Annotated in this window: 13 protein-coding genes; 12 read left to right on the plus strand and 1 reads right to left on the minus strand. The window is 52.7% G+C overall.

Annotation, left to right across the window (positions count from 1 at the left end; translation table 11 throughout):
• Positions 1-55: 55 nt before the first annotated feature.
• Positions 56-1,099, plus strand: a complete 1,044-nt coding sequence (locus ACCW76_RS03745; RefSeq protein ID WP_038644805.1) for a LacI family DNA-binding transcriptional regulator — start codon at positions 56-58, stop codon at positions 1,097-1,099.
• Between the two features lie 7 nt (positions 1,100-1,106).
• Here the strand turns inward: ACCW76_RS03745 and ACCW76_RS03750 are convergent, their stop codons facing one another.
• Entirely contained in the window at positions 1,107-2,015 is a 909-nt protein-coding gene (locus ACCW76_RS03750; protein ID WP_045814745.1) for a LysR family transcriptional regulator, read from the minus strand.
• Between the two features lie 130 nt (positions 2,016-2,145).
• Here ACCW76_RS03750 and ACCW76_RS03755 point away from each other — a divergent pair, with 130 nt between their 5' ends.
• The 11 genes from ACCW76_RS03755 to ACCW76_RS03805 all read left to right on the plus strand — a co-directional run bounded on the left by ACCW76_RS03755 (position 2,146) and on the right by ACCW76_RS03805 (position 17,100).
• Positions 2,146-3,456: an MFS transporter gene (locus tag ACCW76_RS03755; protein WP_200679810.1), complete on the plus strand. Its 1,311-nt coding sequence runs from the start codon at positions 2,146-2,148 to the stop codon at positions 3,454-3,456.
• Between the two features lie 14 nt (positions 3,457-3,470).
• Positions 3,471-4,559 carry a tartrate dehydrogenase gene (locus ACCW76_RS03760; protein ID WP_436337789.1) on the plus strand — a complete coding sequence of 363 codons (1,089 nt, stop codon included), beginning with the start codon at positions 3,471-3,473 and terminating at the stop codon, positions 4,557-4,559.
• A 2-nt stretch (positions 4,560-4,561) separates the two neighbouring features.
• On the plus strand, positions 4,562-5,821 hold the full coding sequence (locus ACCW76_RS03765) for a glycerate kinase type-2 family protein (RefSeq protein WP_436337790.1): 1,260 nt from the start codon (positions 4,562-4,564) through the stop codon (positions 5,819-5,821).
• A gap of 594 nt (positions 5,822-6,415) precedes the next feature.
• Positions 6,416-7,144 carry a gluconate 2-dehydrogenase subunit 3 family protein gene (locus tag ACCW76_RS03770; RefSeq protein WP_045814749.1) on the plus strand — a complete coding sequence of 243 codons (729 nt, stop codon included), beginning with the start codon at positions 6,416-6,418 and terminating at the stop codon, positions 7,142-7,144.
• Between the two features lie 18 nt (positions 7,145-7,162).
• Entirely contained in the window at positions 7,163-8,932 is a 1,770-nt protein-coding gene (locus tag ACCW76_RS03775) for a GMC family oxidoreductase (RefSeq protein ID WP_436337791.1), read from the plus strand.
• 10 nt (positions 8,933-8,942) lie between these two features.
• Positions 8,943-10,211 (plus strand): c-type cytochrome, encoded by a 1,269-nt coding sequence (locus ACCW76_RS03780; RefSeq protein WP_436337792.1) that lies wholly within the window; start codon positions 8,943-8,945, stop codon positions 10,209-10,211.
• Between the two features lie 319 nt (positions 10,212-10,530).
• On the plus strand, positions 10,531-11,184 hold the full coding sequence (locus ACCW76_RS03785; RefSeq protein ID WP_436337793.1) for a hypothetical protein: 654 nt from the start codon (positions 10,531-10,533) through the stop codon (positions 11,182-11,184).
• Between the two features lie 284 nt (positions 11,185-11,468).
• A complete protein-coding gene (locus ACCW76_RS03790; protein ID WP_436337794.1) occupies positions 11,469-12,863 on the plus strand; it encodes an MFS transporter in 1,395 nt (464 codons plus the stop codon).
• A 532-nt stretch (positions 12,864-13,395) separates the two neighbouring features.
• Entirely contained in the window at positions 13,396-13,935 is a 540-nt protein-coding gene (locus ACCW76_RS03795; RefSeq protein WP_436337795.1) for a fimbrial protein, read from the plus strand.
• A gap of 76 nt (positions 13,936-14,011) precedes the next feature.
• Entirely contained in the window at positions 14,012-14,563 is a 552-nt protein-coding gene (locus ACCW76_RS03800) for a fimbrial protein (protein WP_436337796.1), read from the plus strand.
• Positions 14,564-14,577: 14 nt separating this feature from the next.
• Positions 14,578-17,100, plus strand: coding sequence for an outer membrane usher protein (locus tag ACCW76_RS03805; protein ID WP_436337797.1), 2,523 nt, complete (start codon positions 14,578-14,580; stop codon positions 17,098-17,100).
• Positions 17,101-17,111 lie beyond the last annotated feature (11 nt).

The raw sequence follows: 17,111 nt of genomic DNA on the forward strand, positions 1-17,111 counted from the left end.
AATTGGCGGTAAACATTCACGCAATGATGGTTTCCCTTCAAAACGGATAATTAATGTGAGCGACATCAAAAAAACCACGTTGGATCAGATAGCTGCCGCCGCAGGCGTCAGTTTAAGTACCGTTGATCGGGTGATGAACCGACGTGGCGGTGTCTCACCCGCGCGGGAAGCCAAAGTGCTGGAGTGGGCCAATAAGCTCAATGTGGATCGCGTGCTGTTTCGCGGTTATTTGCCGATGCTGCGCGTGGCGGTACTGATGCAGTCGCCGAAGAATCCCTTTTATCGCGGCCTGCGTAATGCCTTCGCCGATATCGGCGCCACGCTGTCGGAAATGCGTCTTAACTGTTTTATTCACTATCTCGATCTGACTAAACCGCAGGGCACCATCAAGCAGATTCACCAGATTGCCTCAGTGAATGACGCGATGATTGTGGTCTGTCCCAACGATCCTGACGTTGCAGAGGCGCTAAGACAGATATCCGCCAAAACCCCGGTGGTGACGCTGGTGACGGACATTCCCACCAGCGGGCGAATCGCTTATGTGGGGCCGGACAACCGTCAAATGGGCCGCGCCGCCGGGGAACTCATGGGCCGCTTTTGCGGCAGTCAGGGCGGAGAGGTGTTGGTGGTGTTGGGGATGCAGCACATGATTGGGCACGAGGAGCGCGAGATGGGATTTCGCTCAGTGCTGCGTGAGCGCTTCCCGTTATTTGCGATCAGCGAAACACTGGAGAGTGGTGAAGATCAAACCCGTGCCGGTGAAGTGGTGCGTAGAGCATTACAAAACAATCCGAATATTCGCGGCATTTATAATGTTTCAGCAGGTAATACCAATATCACTCAAGCGATTAAATCCCTTGGGCTGGAACAGCAAATGGTATTAATTACCCATGAACTGACTACCGAGCGTCGTCGTATGCTGCGTGAAGGGGTCATCGATGTGATTATCGACCAGAATCCGCATGAAGAAGCACGCCGTGCGCTGGAAATTATTGCCGTGCATTTCAATCGGGTGGAAAGTGATAAAAGTCCGGGCAGCTATACGCCGTTTAATATATATATTCGCGAGAACTGCCCGCCGGAATCGGAATTTAGTTAAGCATTCATCACAGTTTTTCAGTCAGCTCGCGCTTGTTGTCATTTAACAGGCGCAGCATCTCACGCAGATAATCATCTTCATTGCCTTTTTGCCAGGCAATACTCAGCGGCAGACCTTTTATTTGCTCTGGCAAGGCCAATGCAATATAGCTGACGCTTTCGCTGTTCATGGTGCGATAGGATGCGGGCACCACTGCCAGCCCTAATCCCGCCCCAACCAAACTTAAAATGGTCTGTTTCTCTTCAGCGAACTGCGCGATGTGAGGCGTTAATCCCGCCTGTTTAAATAAACTCATGGTGAGATCGTGACTGTGTGGTCGGGTACGGCGGTCAGGGATAATCATCGCTTCATGCTGAAAATCTTCCACGGCGACTTGCGTTCTCCCCGCCAGCGGATGATTGCGTGGCACCGCCAGCACGCAGCTTTCGCGGGTAATAAAGCGCATGGCCAGTGAGGCATCAATCACCTGCGGCGCACGAATAATAATCATATCCAACCAGCCGGATTTTAATTTCGGGATCAGATTGATGGTTTTATCTTCGATAATATGAATATCGCTGGTGGGATGCAGTGGGATAAATAAGTTTAACAAGGCGGGCACTAATCCTCGCGCCGCGCTGTCTATCGCACCAATACGTAATGTTCGGCGCTCATCTTTTAATCCCACTTTAAAACGCAGGGCCAGCGCATCAAATTGATCGATCAATTTGCTGGCTTCGTCAAAAAATATCGCGCCCTCTGCCGTTAAAGAAACGTTGCGTGTTGAACGGTTCAACAAACGTACGCCGAGGTCCTCTTCGAGTAATCGAATGAAGCGAGAAAGTGACGCAGGCATCATTTCCATTCTTTGGGCTGCCCGACCAAAATGGAGTTCTTTACCCACTGCCACAAAACAACGCAGTTGATTTATATCCACATTTCCCTCGCCATTCGATTATTCAAATACTTTATATAATCCACTCTTGATGATCCGCCAAGTCAAAACTGCATACTGAACTCGATTACAAAAAAATAACACCACCCTACACAATCTGGAGCACTTTAATATGAACTCTCACCTCGAAAAAAGGGTGATGCGTAAAGTGACGTTACGCATTGTGCCCTTCATCATGCTGCTCTACTTCATCGCCTTTCTCGATCGCGTCAACATTGGTTTTGCCGCGTTAACCATGAATCAGGATTTAGGTTTCTCGCCCACGGTATTTGGTTTGGGGGCGGGAATCTTTTTCCTCGGTTATTTCCTGTTCGAAGTCCCGTCGAATTTAATTCTGCATAAAGTCGGTGCGCGGATCTGGATTGCCCGCGTGATGATCACCTGGGGATTGGTCTCCGGCTGCATGGCCTTTGTGCAAGGCACCACCAGCTTCTACACCCTGCGTTTCCTGCTCGGTGTGGCGGAGGCCGGCTTCTTCCCCGGCATCATCCTCTATCTCAGCTACTGGTTCCCGGCGGCTAAACGGGCGCAGGTCACGGCCATTTTTATGGCTGCGGCGCCACTCTCGACCGCGCTGGGATCGCCTATCTCCGCTGCCTTACTGGAGATGCATGGCTTCCTGGGCTACGCAGGCTGGCAGTGGATGTTTGTGCTAGAAGCCATTCCAGCATTGGCGCTCGGCGTGGTGGTGCTGTTCTTCCTTACCGATCGTCCGGCCAAAGCCAAATGGCTGACGGACGAAGAGCGGGCGTGGCTGGAAAACACCATGCAGGCTGAGGAGCTGGCGCGTGCGGCAAAACAGAGCCACAGCAGCGCCTGGCGTGGGCTGGCGGATAAGCGTGTGTTGGCATTAGCGCTGGTCTACTTCGGCACCTCCGCAGGCTTGTACACTCTCGGCATCTGGTCACCGCAAATTATCCGCAGCTTTGGTGCTTCCTCGCTGGAGATTGGTTTTCTTAACGCCTTCCCGGCAGTGATCGGCGTCATCGCCATGATCCTGTGGGCACGTCATTCCGATCGCACCAAAGAGCGCAGCTGGCACGTGATTGGTGCCTGTTTACTGGCCGCTGTCGGGCTGATTTACGCCGGTAACGTCAGCACGCTGTTTGCCGTGATTATCGCCCTGACGCTGGTCACCGTGGGGATCAGCGCCTCGAAACCGCCACTGTGGAGCATGCCAACCCTGTTCCTCAGCGGCCCGGCCGCCGCAGCGGGTATCGCCACCATTAACTCCATCGGCAACCTCGGCGGTTTTGTCGGCCCGATGATGATTGGCGTCATCCGCCAGCAAACCGGTAGCTACACCTGGGGCCTGTATTTCGTCGCCGGACTGCTGGCGCTCTCTGCCCTCGTCGTTCTGATTCTTTCTGCCAAGGCTAACAAACCGCAAACGGCAGAGATTCCACATCCTCATACTCATTGATTGGAGAATTAACTATGCGTAACTACAAAATTGCCGCGATTCCTGCCGACGGTATCGGCCCGGAAGTGATTTCAGCGGGCGTGGAAGTGCTGCAGGCGCTGACGCGTCAAAATCCACAGTTGAAGTTCGATGTGCAAAAGTTTGACTGGGGCTCGGACTACTACAAAAAGCATGGTGTGATGATGCCGGAAGATGGCCTGAACACGCTGAAAAAATTCGATGCGATTTACTTCGGCGCGGTAGGTGCACCGGATGTGCCTGACCACATTACGCTGTGGGGCCTGCGTCTGCCGATTTGCCAGGGCTTCGACCAGTACGCCAACGTGCGTCCAACCAAAATTCTGCCGGGCGTCACCTCGCCGCTACGCAACCGTGGTCCAGGCGATCTGGATTGGGTTATCGTGCGTGAGAACTCAGAAGGTGAATATTCCGGTAACGGCGGTCGTGCGCACCGTGGCTTGCCGGAAGAAGTGGGCACCGAAGTGGCGATCTTCACCCGCGTTGGTGTCACCCGCATCATGCGTTACGCCTTTAAACTGGCGCAGTCGCGTCCACGCAAACTGCTGACCGTGGTGACCAAATCTAACGCCCAGCGTCACGGCATGGTGATGTGGGATGAGATTGCCGCTGAAGTGGCGCTGGAGTTCCCGGATGTGCAGTGGGACAAAATGCTGGTCGATGCGATGACGCACCGCATGACGCTGCATCCGCAGACGCTGGACACCATTGTCGCCACTAACCTGCACGCCGACATCCTCTCCGATCTGGCCGGTGCGTTGGCGGGCAGTCTGGGCGTGGCACCGACCGCCAATATCGATCCACAACGCCGTTTCCCTTCCATGTTTGAACCGATTCATGGCTCGGCTTTTGACATCACCGGCAAAGGCATCGCTAACCCGATTGCCACCTTCTGGACTGCGGTGCAGATGCTGGAGCACCTGGGCGAACCCGATGCGGCTGCGCTGATCATGGAAGGCATTGAGTACGTGTGCGAACAGGGCATTCTGACGCCCGATGTCGGTGGCACCGCCAATACCGCTGACGTGACGCGTGCTGTCGTGCAGTTCATCGAAGCCAAAGCCAACGTCGCCGAGACCGCATAATCATGAGAAATGAACAGGCCGCAGAAATCCTGCGCGATATCTTTCAGCACGCTGTCGACAGCGCCCGCGCCGGACCGGTGATCCCCCCCAACCTGCCGGAAAAGCCACGCGGACGTTGCGTGGTGATCGGTGCCGGTAAAGCCTCCGCTGCGATGGCGGCAGCGGTGGATGCGGCCTGGCCAGATGTGGATGTCTCGGGCGTGGTGGTGACGCGTTACGGCCATGCCGTACCCGCGGGACGCATCCGTATTCTTGAGGCAGCACATCCGGTGTCTGATGCCATGAGCGAAACTGCCGCGATGCTGATTGTGGAGACGCTGCGCGGGTTAACCCCGGATGATTTGGTGCTGGCATTGATTTCCGGTGGAGGGTCGGCGCTGATGGCGCTGCCCGCACCGGGATTAACGCTGACCGATAAGCAGACGATTACCCGCGCCCTGCTGCACAGCGGCGCCAACATCAAAGAGATGAACCTGGTTCGTCGTCATCTCTCGGCGGTGAAAGGCGGCAAGCTGGCGGCGCTGGCCCAACCCGCACGCATCGTGTCACTGATTATCAGCGATGTGCCAGGTGATAACCCGACGGATGTGGCTTCTGGCCCTACCGTCGCCGACCAGAGTACGCCGCGCGATGCGCTCAGGGTGTTGGAGCGCTATGGCATTGCGGTAACGGAAACGGTGCGTAAGGTACTGAGCCAGCCGACCCGCCCAGTGGAAAATGCCGCGAACAGTGAAGTCAGGCTGATCGCGGCGCCCGCACTCGCGTTGCAGGCAGCAGCGTTGGCCGCCCGCGCGCATGGCCTGACCCCCTTGATTCTCGGCGATGCCATCGAAGGGGAAAGCCGTGAAGTGGCGGTGGTGATGGCCGGTATTGCCCGATCGGTAAAGCAGTACGGTCATCCCGTTGTCGGGCCCGCTGTGCTGCTTTCCGGCGGCGAAACCACGGTCACTGTGGCAAACGGGCGGGCGGGCAAAGGCGGACGCAATACCGAGTTTCTGCTCAGCCTGGCCTGCGCATTAAAGGGCGAAAGTGGCATCTGGGCGGTGGCGGGTGATACCGATGGTATTGATGGCACCGAAGATGCGGCGGGTGCGTTGGTGTATCCCGATACGCTGGCGCGCGGCAAGCTCAACGGCCTAAGCGCCTCGGCCTACCTGGAAGCCCATGACAGCTACAGCTATTTTCACTCCACCGGGGATTTAGTGATTACTGGCCCGACGCTCACCAATGTGAATGATATTCGCGCCATATTGATAGCCTGATATCGCCGCTACCGTCTGGAAAGACAGGCGGTGGCGGCGCAACAAGCCAGATAATTCGAGTCGCCTAAGTACTTTTCGGTCGCCATAAATGGCAACCCTGCGATGACGTGCATACTTTCCGGTCGCCATGAATGGCAACCCTACGATGACGTGCACGCTTTCCGGTCACCATAAATGACACTCCTTCTAGGAACGTGCGCGCTTTTCATAAGGTGCGCATTCATGCGCAGCGGCTCACTGACAGCCCGCCACAAAATAATGCATTAATTAACCCGTTGTTAATTCGCCTAGCCTATTTTATTGATCATTTACTCAGCATAAATATGTCTCAAAGATCTCAAAACATAACAATCTGTAACCGCATTATTTGATAATCGATTTAACATCATGAATGGCAATGACTTTATTTAAATTGGATTATTCAAATAGTTTATATAAACCAGCGCTAATGATAAGCGTAACGGGAAGTGCATACTATGCGCCGTTACAAGCCAATAACATTATTCACCAGGTTAAATGCAGCACTCATTTCACCCGAAATAACACACCAGGCTGCTTCACCATTATTAACACCATAATGAGAAACACATATCCATGGCAGATGAAACATGTCGCATTGGACGACGGCCTTTTATCATAGGCTCGTTAATTGGAATTGCCACATTGGGCATGAAAGGCGGCGTCAGTTCGGTATTTGCCGCCGTGCCCAGCCCCGCAGATGAATTAGATCGCTACCAGCCCGAATTCTTTTCTGCCGATGAGTGGAAATTCATCATGGCCGCCTGCGATCGCCTGATCCCCTCAGACCACGAAGGTCCTGGCGCACTGGACACCCACGTGCCGGTCTTTATTGATAAGCAGATGCTTACGCCTTACGGCAAAGGCGATGACTGGTACATGGACGGACCGTTTGACAGCCACGCCAGCAAGCTGTTTGGCTACCAGATGCCGTTCCCGTTACAGGTGCTGTATCGCAAAGGCATCGCGCTGACCAACCAGTACACCCGCATGAAGTACAACCAAAACTTCAGCGATTTACCGGCAAAAGTCAGAGACAACGTGCTCACCGACCTGCAAAAAAACACGGTGGATTTTTCACAGTTTGGTGAAGCCGATCTTAACGCTGGCTATTTCTTTACCCGCCTGCTGGAAAATACCAAAGAAGGCTATCTGGCCGATCCGCAATATGGCGGAAATAAAAACATGGCGGCGTGGAAAATGATTAATTTTCCCGGTGCGCGTGCCAGTTATCCGCAGTGGATCAAAATCCACAATATTAAATATCCCCTTGGCCCGGTGTCACTGAGCGGCGAACAAGCCTGATTCTTGCTGGAAAAATAAATGAAAAAAACCAACGACCACGTTGATGTCATCATCGTGGGCCTCGGCTGGGCGGGCTCAATTATGGGAATTGAGCTGGCGCAGGCCGGATTAAAAGTGCGCGCGCTGGAGCGTGGAGAAGATCGTCTTAACAGCGACTATGCCTATCCAAAACCCGCAGATGAACTGGCCTTCACCAAACGCCATAAAATCATGCAGAGCCCGCATGATGCCGCTTTCACCATCCGCCATAACGCAGCGGAAACCGCGCTGCCGATGCGCGAACTGGGTGCTTTCCGTCTTGGTGATGGCGTGGGCGGTGCCGGACTGCACTGGACGGGGATGATTACCCGACCGACGCCGATCGATTTGAAAATGAAAACCTACGCCGATGCCCATTTCAAACGCGGCGAACTGGATGAAGAACTGCGTATCGAAGATTTTCCGGTGAGCTGGGAAGAGATTGAACCGCATATGGATTTCTTCGATAAAGTTTGTGGCTCTTCTGGCGAAACCGGCAACCTGCGTGGTGAGATCCAGCAAGGTGGCGATCCCTTTGAGGGCGCGCGTTCCAGCGCCTTCCCTAACCGACCGCTGGAAGACAGTCTTAACGCCACGATGTTCCGCAAGGCCACACAGGAGATGGGCTATCACCCCTACTCTATGCCTTCCGCGGCGGTGTCGGTGCCCTATACCAACCCCTATGGTCAGCAGATTGCGCCCTGCAACTATTGCGGCTTCTGCCAGTTTTACTCGTGCCTCAACTACTCCAAAGCCTCACCGCAAACGGCGATCCTTGACCGCCTGAAGCAGTTCAAAAACTTCGATTATAAAACCCGTGCCAACGTGATTCGCGTGGAGAAACATGCCGATGGTAAAACCGCGACGGGCGTAACCTATATCGACGAAAACGGCGACGAGATTTTCCAGCCGGCCAGTATCGTGATCCTCTCGACTTTCGGCCTGAATAACGTGCGCCTGCTGCTTAACTCTTCAATTGGCAAGCCCTACAACCCGATTACCGAGGAGGGCGTGATTGGCCGTAACTACACCCACCAGTACGGCGGTGGCTTTACGCTGTTCTTTGACGATCTCGAATTCAACCCGTTCGCCACCGCCGGACCGACCGGTACGGTGATCAGCGATTTTGGCACCGGCAATATTGATACCGCCGCGCTGGGCTTTATCGGCGGCGCCAAAATTTACAGCTCGCAGCCCACCGGTACGCCAATGGCCGCCCCGGTGCGCAAAGACGCACCCGCCTGGGGCAGTGGCTGGAAGAAAGGACTGAAGCGCAGCTACGGCCATTCAATGGGCGTGAAGCTGGAAGGCAGCAATATGGCAACGCGTGGCAACTATCTCGATCTCGACCCGGTTTATAAAGACCGTTTCGGCATGCCGCTGCTGCGCGTGACCTACGACTACGTGCAGAACGACCTGCGCATGCTGCAGTTCATGAAAGAGAAGATGGAAGCGATCACTAAGCATCTTAATCCGAGCGAGTATTCGCACAACATCCTGAAAATGGACAGCCACTTCTCCAGTTCACCGAACTACGTCAACACCCACAACGCGGGTGGCGCCATCATGGGTGACAACCCGCGCACCTCGGCGCTCAACCGCTATCTGCAAAGCTGGGATGTGCACAACGTTTTCGTGATGGGTGCCAACGCTTTCCCGCAGAACTTCTACGCCAACCCTTCTGCGATGGTGGCAGGCCTGGCTTACTGGTCCGCGAAAGCGATTCGCGAACAGTATCTGAATAACCCCGGTCCGCTGGTGCAGGCATAAGGAGATAACCATGAAACTAAAACTGCGTTATCTGCTGATTGCCGGGTTGTTGAGCAGCGCCGCGCAGGCGGCAGATTCATCCGACGCGGCGCTCATTGCCCAGGGTGAATATCTGGCGCGCGCCGGTGATTGTACCGCCTGTCACACCGTGGCCGGTGGGAAAGACTTCGGCGGCGGTTTGGCGATTGCCAGCCCAATGGGCGTGATTTATTCCACCAATATCTCCCCAGACCCTAAAGTGGGTATTGGTGAATACACCGAGCAGGAGTTTGCCGATGCCGTGCGCAAAGGCGTGCGCCGCGATGGTAAAAATCTCTATCCGGCCATGCCCTATCCCGACTATCGCGGCGTGACCGATGCAGATATCCATGCGCTGTATGTCTACTTTATGAAGGGCGTCCAGCCGGTAGCGGAAAAAGCGCCGGAAACCTCGCTGATGTTTCCTTTCAGTCAGCGCTGGGGTATGTGGTTCTGGAATAAAGCGTTTACCGAAGATAAGCCCTTTACCCCCCTGCCAACGGCACCTGAAGAACTGAATCGTGGTAAGTATCTGGTGGAGACCCTGGGTCACTGCGGCAGTTGCCACACGCCGCGCGGTATCGGCATGCAGGAAAAAGCGCTCAACGAATCCAACCCGCATTATTTGGCAGGTGGCGAACTCAACGGCTGGCCGGTGCCTGCTCTGCGCGGCATGCCGACCTGGAGCGTGAAAGATATCACCGACTATCTGGCGACCGGGCGCAACAACTTTGCCTCCGTCGGCGGCGAGATGACGGGTGTGGTGGAACACAGCATGCAGCATATGAATGATGCGGATTTGCAGGCGATTGCCCGCTATCTTAAGTCATTGCCTGCGGATGTGCCGGTGAAAAACCGTCGTGCTGCTGTCGATCAGGAAACACAGAAAACCGCTGACTTCCTGACGCAGGGACATAATCTGAACGCGGGCCAGATGTTGTATATGAACAACTGCGAAGCCTGTCACTGGACCGATGGCAAGGGGGCGAAAGGCATCTTCCCACGCCTAAACGGCGGCGACATCGTGACAGCAGATAATCCTACCGGACTCATCAACATTATCCTGCAGGGCGCGCAGACCCCGTCTACGCCGAAAGCGCCTTCTGTAATGGCGATGCCGGGCTTCTCAGAACGTCTGAGTGATAAGCAAGTCGCGCAACTGGCTACGTTTGTACGCAGCGGCTGGAGCAATGATGCGCCGGCAGTTTCGGCAAAAGAGGTGAAGAAGGTACGCGAGTCACTGTCTGCGGATAAGAAGTAAGGTATGATGCGTTTACGCTACTGAAACGGCGTAAACGCTTTTTAAATATTCTGAACATTGCTCTTCTTAAAAACATGATGGCATCACACCATCCATTCCTCACAAATTCATACGCTAAATTTTCCAGTTAAATGAAACCGTCTCTCGATTGTAGGGAACGCATTACACCAGAAACAGAATAGTAGTACTCAAATAAGATCCCCACCTGCCAGATTGATAAATAGAAATCCGCCAGAATAAATCAGTTAAATACCCCCCCCGAAAAATCAAAAAAATATCAACATATTGATAACTTATTTAAATTTTAACTAGGATTAAAATGAAAAAAATACCCTTTTTATTTTCCCTCATTTTCTTACTCTCTTCATTCAGCGCTCATGCTGTCATATCCATCACCAGTGCCTCGCACAATAATAGTTTTACGGTGACCTTTGGCTATAGCAGCACGTCAGGTGGAAACCCCACCACTGGACCCATTTGCCGAATGGGGGGGACGGCGTGTTGGTTTGGCATTTGGATCATTGATTATTCTGGCAGCTCAGCGCGCTCCGTAAGAGCCGTGCGCTACGTTTCCGTATCCCCCAGGGCGACCTGGGCGGAGGCCAACAGCGCATTTTTAAGGGCGCATCCAGGCAGCGGTACGGTTGATTATTATGTTCATGGAGGGCCGCCCTATGAAGTTTGTGTTGGCGGCGCTGGTGCACCCAGCGCATCCTTCCCCGGCGGCACTGATTATCAAAATCAGCCCGGTACCTTTTGCCGGACGGCCTCCGCTCCTCCCGTACCCACCAGTTGTTCGTTTTCAGGTTCAGCAAATATCGACCATGGCACACTGCAAGCGGGCCAGGTTAACGGCAAACAGGATAGCGTCTCAATCAATGTGATTTGCAATCGGGCAACCTCTGCCACCATTGCAAGCCTGGGCGGCACCATCAATTTGGGGGGGGGGGGTGACATCAACCCTCACCTTTGATGGCCGCAGTTCTGGAACGATCTCTTTACCCAGCGGTACGTCAGCCCATACTATCGCCTCTACGCTCAAAGCGACCAATCCAACGCCTGGCGACAAGAGCGGCAGCGGTACGATTGTGATAAATCTTCTCTAACAATTTTCACTTTATAATTCATATTTTTATAGTCCCCCTCGCAACCCGGCAACCGCCGGGTTTTTCACAATATGTTGCTTGCAAGTGACACAGTTGTGCTCAAAAATAATACACCTTCACTCGCGCAATTTATCGAATATTCAGGGACGTTATGACACAACCTGGCACTAAGCTGCATCACACCATGCTGCTGGCACTGCTAGTCGCAGTGACTTTCTTTATGGAAAACCTCGACGCCACGGTGATTACCACTGCGATCCCACAAATGGCACGGGATTTCACGTCCAGCCCGGTGGCGTTGAATGTGGGAGTCAGTGCCTATTTACTGGCTGTCGCCGTAGGTATTCCCATGAGTGGCTGGTTGGCGGAGCGCTGCGGCGCACGTACCGTGTTTGCTTGCGCCATTTTGATCTTTACCCTCGCCTCGGTGCTGTGCGGCCTCAGCGACACCTTACCGATGTTCACCCTGAGCCGTATTTTGCAAGGCATCGGCGGCGCGATGATGGTGCCAGTGGGGCGCATGGTAGTGCTACGCGTCACCGAAAAGAAAGACATGGTGAAAACCATCGCCTTTATTACCTGGCCAGGATTGATCGCCCCCGTACTCGGCCCGCCACTGGGTGGGTTGATTGTGACTTACGGGCATTGGCCGTGGATCTTCTGGCTAAATATTCCTCTCGGTATCCTCGCCATTATCGCCACTGGTTATCTGGTGCCGCAGTTCAAATCAGAGCAGTTACGCCCTTTTGATGTTCGAGGTTTCGTCCTCACGGCCACCGCCTGTACCGCGTTGATTATCGCGCTGGAAGCCCTCGGTCAAATGCATCTCAGCCTCGGTATCCCATTGTTGTTGGTCGGGATACTGAGTAGCATTCTGGCCTATCGTCATAGCTTCAGCCATCCGCAACCGCTGCTGCCGTTCAGTGCCCTCACCATTAACACCTTCCGCAACGCGGTGGTGGGTGGTTCGTTTTTCCGCGCATCAATCAACGCTGTGCCCTTTCTTCTGCCGCTTTTGTTCCAATTGGGATTCGGCTGGAGCGCGGCACAAGCGGGTGCCATGGTGCTGTGGGTGTTTGCCGGGAATCTGGCAATGAAACCGGCCACCACCTGGCTGATGAAACGCTTTGGTTTCCGCCAGGTATTGATGGTTAATGGCGTCATCAGTCTGGCAGCGATGTTGGGCTGCTTGCTGCTCAGTCCTTCCCTTGGCTATTTCGCGATTGCTGCGATTCTTTTTATTGGCGGGTTATCGCGCTCGCTTCAGTTCAGCTGCTATAACAGTTTAGGCTTTGCTGATGTGCCTCAAGCCAAAATGAGTGATGCCTCCGTGGTGTTCAGCATCTTCTTCCAGTTCAGCATGAGCGCCGGCATTGCATTAGCCGCTCTGTTCTTGCGGGGTTCGATGCTGTGGCAGGAGCATGCCAACATTCAACAGAGCGATATTCGTATCGCTTTCGCGGGTGTGGCTTTGTTGGTGTTGATGTCTCTGTTCGATGTCTGGCGGCTGGAGAAAAACGCCGGTGCGCAGGTGTTGAGCCGATAACAGCCACTCTGCCCACACGGGGGTATGGGTGTGGGCATTCCTGTTAAGATTCAGCAAGTGAAGATATTTTTATATTATTAGCAATAATCATTAATTACTCTCGTAATAATTACGACACTGCTCACAGTAACACTCATTTCGCAATGTTATAGTTTTTATCAATGGGTTCCATCGTTCACTCTTATTCAAAACCCTAAGAAAGCCCCCTTATTTCTTCACATGTAATACATCCCTGACAAATAGCCCATTAACTCACTACACCAACACAAAACAAATCTTATTTTCATCAAGCAACCCTCCCTCCATAATGCCCTCCAACGACGCCACTAAAAATAAATAAAAGGCTGAGCAGAATGAAACATGCAGATCTGTATTTGCATGTTCCAGGAGCACCTGATAGCAGTGTGCAAATACTAATATTTTATCAAATCAAAAGCGTAAATCATCGCGCATGCGCCTGATGCAATATTAGTGAACACCATATTTATCAATAATAAAAAATATGGGTACTAAACCAAATGGAAGACATTAAATGAAAAAGAGTATTATTGCCTTATCTATGCTAAGCCTGTTTACCGCTTCGTCTGTCTACGCTGCAGGAGGCACAGGTAAAGTCACCTTTACCGGCTCGATTATTGATGCACCTTGCTCTATTGCACCGGGTTCATTGGATCAAACGGTATCTCTTGGTGCTATTTCAAATGTGGCACTGGCAGCCAACGCCAATACCGGTTCTTCCAGCCCTAAGCCTTTCCACATTGAACTTGAAGATTGCGTCATCACTACTCCAGGCACTAAAGACAAAGTTTCCGTGACCTTTACAGGTACGGCCTCCCCACATGATGCAGAAAGTCTGGCCTTAGTGGGCGGCGATGCAAGTGGCGCATCGATTGTTCTTACCGCCGGTGATGGCTCCAAAGTTAAACTCAATACCGCCACTACGGGCCAGACAGTCATTAATGGTAAAAACACTCTGGCCTTTGCAGCCAGTGTCAAGGGCGGTGGTGCACTTGCCACAATCGTACCCGGCACTTTCCAGGTTCCAACTAATTTTGTACTGAATTACATCTAATAATACGCATTATCTATTTACCTGCGGCGTGCCTGTCGCAGGTTTTTTAATCTGTACCGTATTCTGGAGCATATTGATGTATTGGAAGCCCTTATTATTACGTTATGCGGCCCCATTCCTGGTATTGTGCAGCACTTTGGGCACACCCCAACTCACCTTCGCGAATAACGAAGGTTTTGGTCGTGTAAATATGTCAGGTTCAATTGTAGAAACGCCTTGTGCAATTGAAGTTGGCGATCGCGATCAGACCCTGTATATGGGAAACCATCCAATTAGTAAAATTATCAGGGATGGGCAAGGGCCGAAAAAAGAATTCTCCATTCGTTTATTTGGTTGCGTCCTGACCCGCCTGGATCCAAGTAAGCCAGACTGGAAAAACTTTAAAGTCATGTTTGATGGTGAAAATGACAAAGGCCACTTCAAAACAGCAGGAACAGCTAGCGGGGTTTCCGTCAAAATAAGCGATCTTAATGGAAATATTGCAACGCCAGGTGTACATCTGCCTGATGGCGATCTAATCGCTGAGAATATGCACCTTAAGTACACGCTTAACTTAGTCGGTAACCAGGAAATATTACAAGCTGGCGATCATCAATTAACTATCCGTTTCAGAATAGATTATAACTAACGGGGCACGCCATCATGCTGTTACGTTTTCCGCGCAATGCGGCTTCTCTTTTTTTCATCACCGCAGTTGGGACAACATTATTCATCGGGAAATTATCGAACTCTAATGCTGCCAGTGATGTGCAGTTCAATACAGATGTCCTTGATCTCAAAGATCGAAGCAATATCGATTTAAGCCAGTTTTCGCGTAAGGGCTTTATTTTACCGGGAGCCTATACCCTCGCGATTAATCTTAATGCGAACACATTGCCTGAGCGTCAGATTCACTTTTATCCCGCAGAGAATGACGTTAATGAGACCGTAGCCTGCATTTCACCGGAGATGGTGGAACAGTTTGGCCTGAAAGAGACCGCATTGGCGGGCCTCACGTGGTGGCATAACAAGCAATGTCTCAATCTGGACAGCATAAAGGGTATGGAAGCTCGTGGTGATTTAGGCAAGTCAGCACTGTTCGTCAGTATTCCACAAGCTTATTTAGAGTACAGCAGCCCCTATTGGGATCCGCCTGCTCGCTGGGAAGAAGGCATTACCGGAGCGTTATTTGACTACAACCTCAGCCTGCAATCTTTGCAGCAAAACGGGGCTGGAGGCGGAAGCGGCACCAATTTATCGGGTAACGGCACAACGGGCGCCAACTTTGACGCCTGGCGTGTACGCGCAGATTGGCAGGCCCGCTACGATCGCCGCAGCGGCAATAATCACGAATCGGGAACGCGAAGCTGGGACTGGAGCCGATTCTACGCATATCGCGCCCTGAGCAAACTCGGCGCCAGGTTTATCATGGGTGAGGATTACCTAAGCTCGGCAATCTTTGACAGCTTCCGTTTTACCGGATTCAGCCTGGTATCCGATGACAACATGCTGCCTCCCAACTTGCGTGGCTATGCGCCTGAAGTCAGCGGTGTCGCAAACAGTAATGCCAGGATTACGATCAGCCAGCAAGGCCGCATTATCAAAGAGGTTCAGGTCGCTGCGGGTCCGTACCGTATTCAGGATCTTGATAGTGCGGTGTCCGGTAATCTCGATGTGCGCGTTGAAGAGCAGGATGGCAGCGTAAAGCAATATCAGGTGAGCACTGCCACCATTCCGTATCTCACCCGACCAGGACAAATGCGTTTTAAAACCGCCGTGGGTAAACCATCGGACTGGAAGCACCGTGTCGATGGCCCGATGTTTGCCACCGGTGAGCTTTCATGGGGAGTGAGTAATGGCTGGTCACTGTATGGCGGCGGCATTGGCGGAGAAGATTACAATGCCCTTTCCGTTGGTGTAGGCCGTGATCTGCTGGCATTTGGCGCTATTTCGTCAGACGTCACGATGTCGCAAGCTAAGGTACCGGCTCAGGATACGCAGCGCGGAGGGTCTTATCGCCTGAGTTACGCCAAACGTTTTGATCAAACCGGAAGTCAGGTGACGTTCGCTGGCTATCGCTTTTCTGATAGCGGCTTCCGTTCCATGGCCGAATACCTGGATTCACTGGATGGCGATATCACCGCTGGGCGCAGCAAAGAGATGTACACCATCTCGCTGAATCAACAATTTGAATCGCTGAATCTGACCGCGTATTTGAATTACAACCATCAGACGTACTGGAACCAGCCAGCTAACGATCGCTATGACTTATCACTTTCTCGATATTTCGATCTTGGCCGCTTCAGAAACCTGAGTCTTTCGCTGACGGCCTATCGCAACAAATTCAATAACACCAATGATGACGGCATGTATATGTCGCTGTCATTGCCCTGGGGCGCCTCCGGAACAGTGAGTTACAACGGCTCCTATGCCAAAGGGGATAACCGTCAAAGTGCGAGTTACTACAGCCGCGTGGGCGAGTCGGACTCATATCAGGTGAGTGCCGGAGTGGCTCGCCAGGGCGCGGATCTGAGTGGCTATTACACCCATAACGGCACGCTGGCACAGGTAAACACCTCGGCCAGCTATCGCGAAGGTCAATACAGCGCCTTAGGTGTTTCCATGCAGGGTGGTGCAACGCTTACCCCTAAAGGCGGTGCATTACATCGCAGCAATATTATGGGCGGGACAAGGATGTTAGTGGACACCGATGGCGTTGCCGGTGTGCCTGTCGGCGGTTATGGCAATCCGGTTTACACCAACCGTTACGGTAACGCTGTGGTGAGCGATGTCAGTAGTTACTACCGCAACAGCGTGCGAATCAACCTCGATAAGTTGGCAGATAACGTCGAAGCCAGCCAATCCGTGGTGCAAGGTACGTTGACGGAAGGCGCGATTGGCTATCGTAAATTCAAAGTCATCTCCGGTGAAAAAGCCATGGCGGTGATACGCCTGGCTGATGGCAGTGCACCGCCGTTTGGGGCCACCGTGCTGAATATAAAAAACCAGGAAACGGGCATCGTTAATGATGATGGCAGTGTGTATCTGAGCGGAATCAATGCAGGCGATAGCATGACGGTGCGTTGGAATAATGCAGAGCAATGTAAAATTTCTCTGCCAAAGAATCTGCCTGAAAATATGATGAACAATCTATTACTCCCTTGCGAAGAAATCGCAAGCTTATAAATAAACATAAA

The sequence above is a fragment of the Pantoea sp. C8B4 genome (assembly GCF_051336905.1).
Lineage (GTDB): Bacteria > Pseudomonadota > Gammaproteobacteria > Enterobacterales > Enterobacteriaceae > Pantoea > Pantoea rwandensis_B.

What these genes read in the sequence shown, in the direction of transcription:
- ACCW76_RS03755 (WP_200679810.1), top strand. Translation starts at nt 2,146, where the DNA reads ATGAACTCTCACCTCGAAAAAAGGGTGATGCGTAAAGTGACGTTACGC.
- ACCW76_RS03760 (WP_436337789.1), top strand. Translation starts at nt 3,471, where the DNA reads ATGCGTAACTACAAAATTGCCGCGATTCCTGCCGACGGTATCGGCCCG.
- ACCW76_RS03765 (WP_436337790.1), top strand. Translation starts at nt 4,562, where the DNA reads ATGAGAAATGAACAGGCCGCAGAAATCCTGCGCGATATCTTTCAGCAC.
- ACCW76_RS03770 (WP_045814749.1), top strand. Translation starts at nt 6,416, where the DNA reads ATGGCAGATGAAACATGTCGCATTGGACGACGGCCTTTTATCATAGGC.
- ACCW76_RS03775 (WP_436337791.1), top strand. Translation starts at nt 7,163, where the DNA reads ATGAAAAAAACCAACGACCACGTTGATGTCATCATCGTGGGCCTCGGC.
- ACCW76_RS03780 (WP_436337792.1), top strand. Translation starts at nt 8,943, where the DNA reads ATGAAACTAAAACTGCGTTATCTGCTGATTGCCGGGTTGTTGAGCAGC.
- ACCW76_RS03785 (WP_436337793.1), top strand. Translation starts at nt 10,531, where the DNA reads ATGAAAAAAATACCCTTTTTATTTTCCCTCATTTTCTTACTCTCTTCA.
- ACCW76_RS03790 (WP_436337794.1), top strand. Translation starts at nt 11,469, where the DNA reads ATGACACAACCTGGCACTAAGCTGCATCACACCATGCTGCTGGCACTG.
- ACCW76_RS03795 (WP_436337795.1), top strand. Translation starts at nt 13,396, where the DNA reads ATGAAAAAGAGTATTATTGCCTTATCTATGCTAAGCCTGTTTACCGCT.
- ACCW76_RS03800 (WP_436337796.1), top strand. Translation starts at nt 14,012, where the DNA reads ATGTATTGGAAGCCCTTATTATTACGTTATGCGGCCCCATTCCTGGTA.
- ACCW76_RS03805 (WP_436337797.1), top strand. Translation starts at nt 14,578, where the DNA reads ATGCTGTTACGTTTTCCGCGCAATGCGGCTTCTCTTTTTTTCATCACC.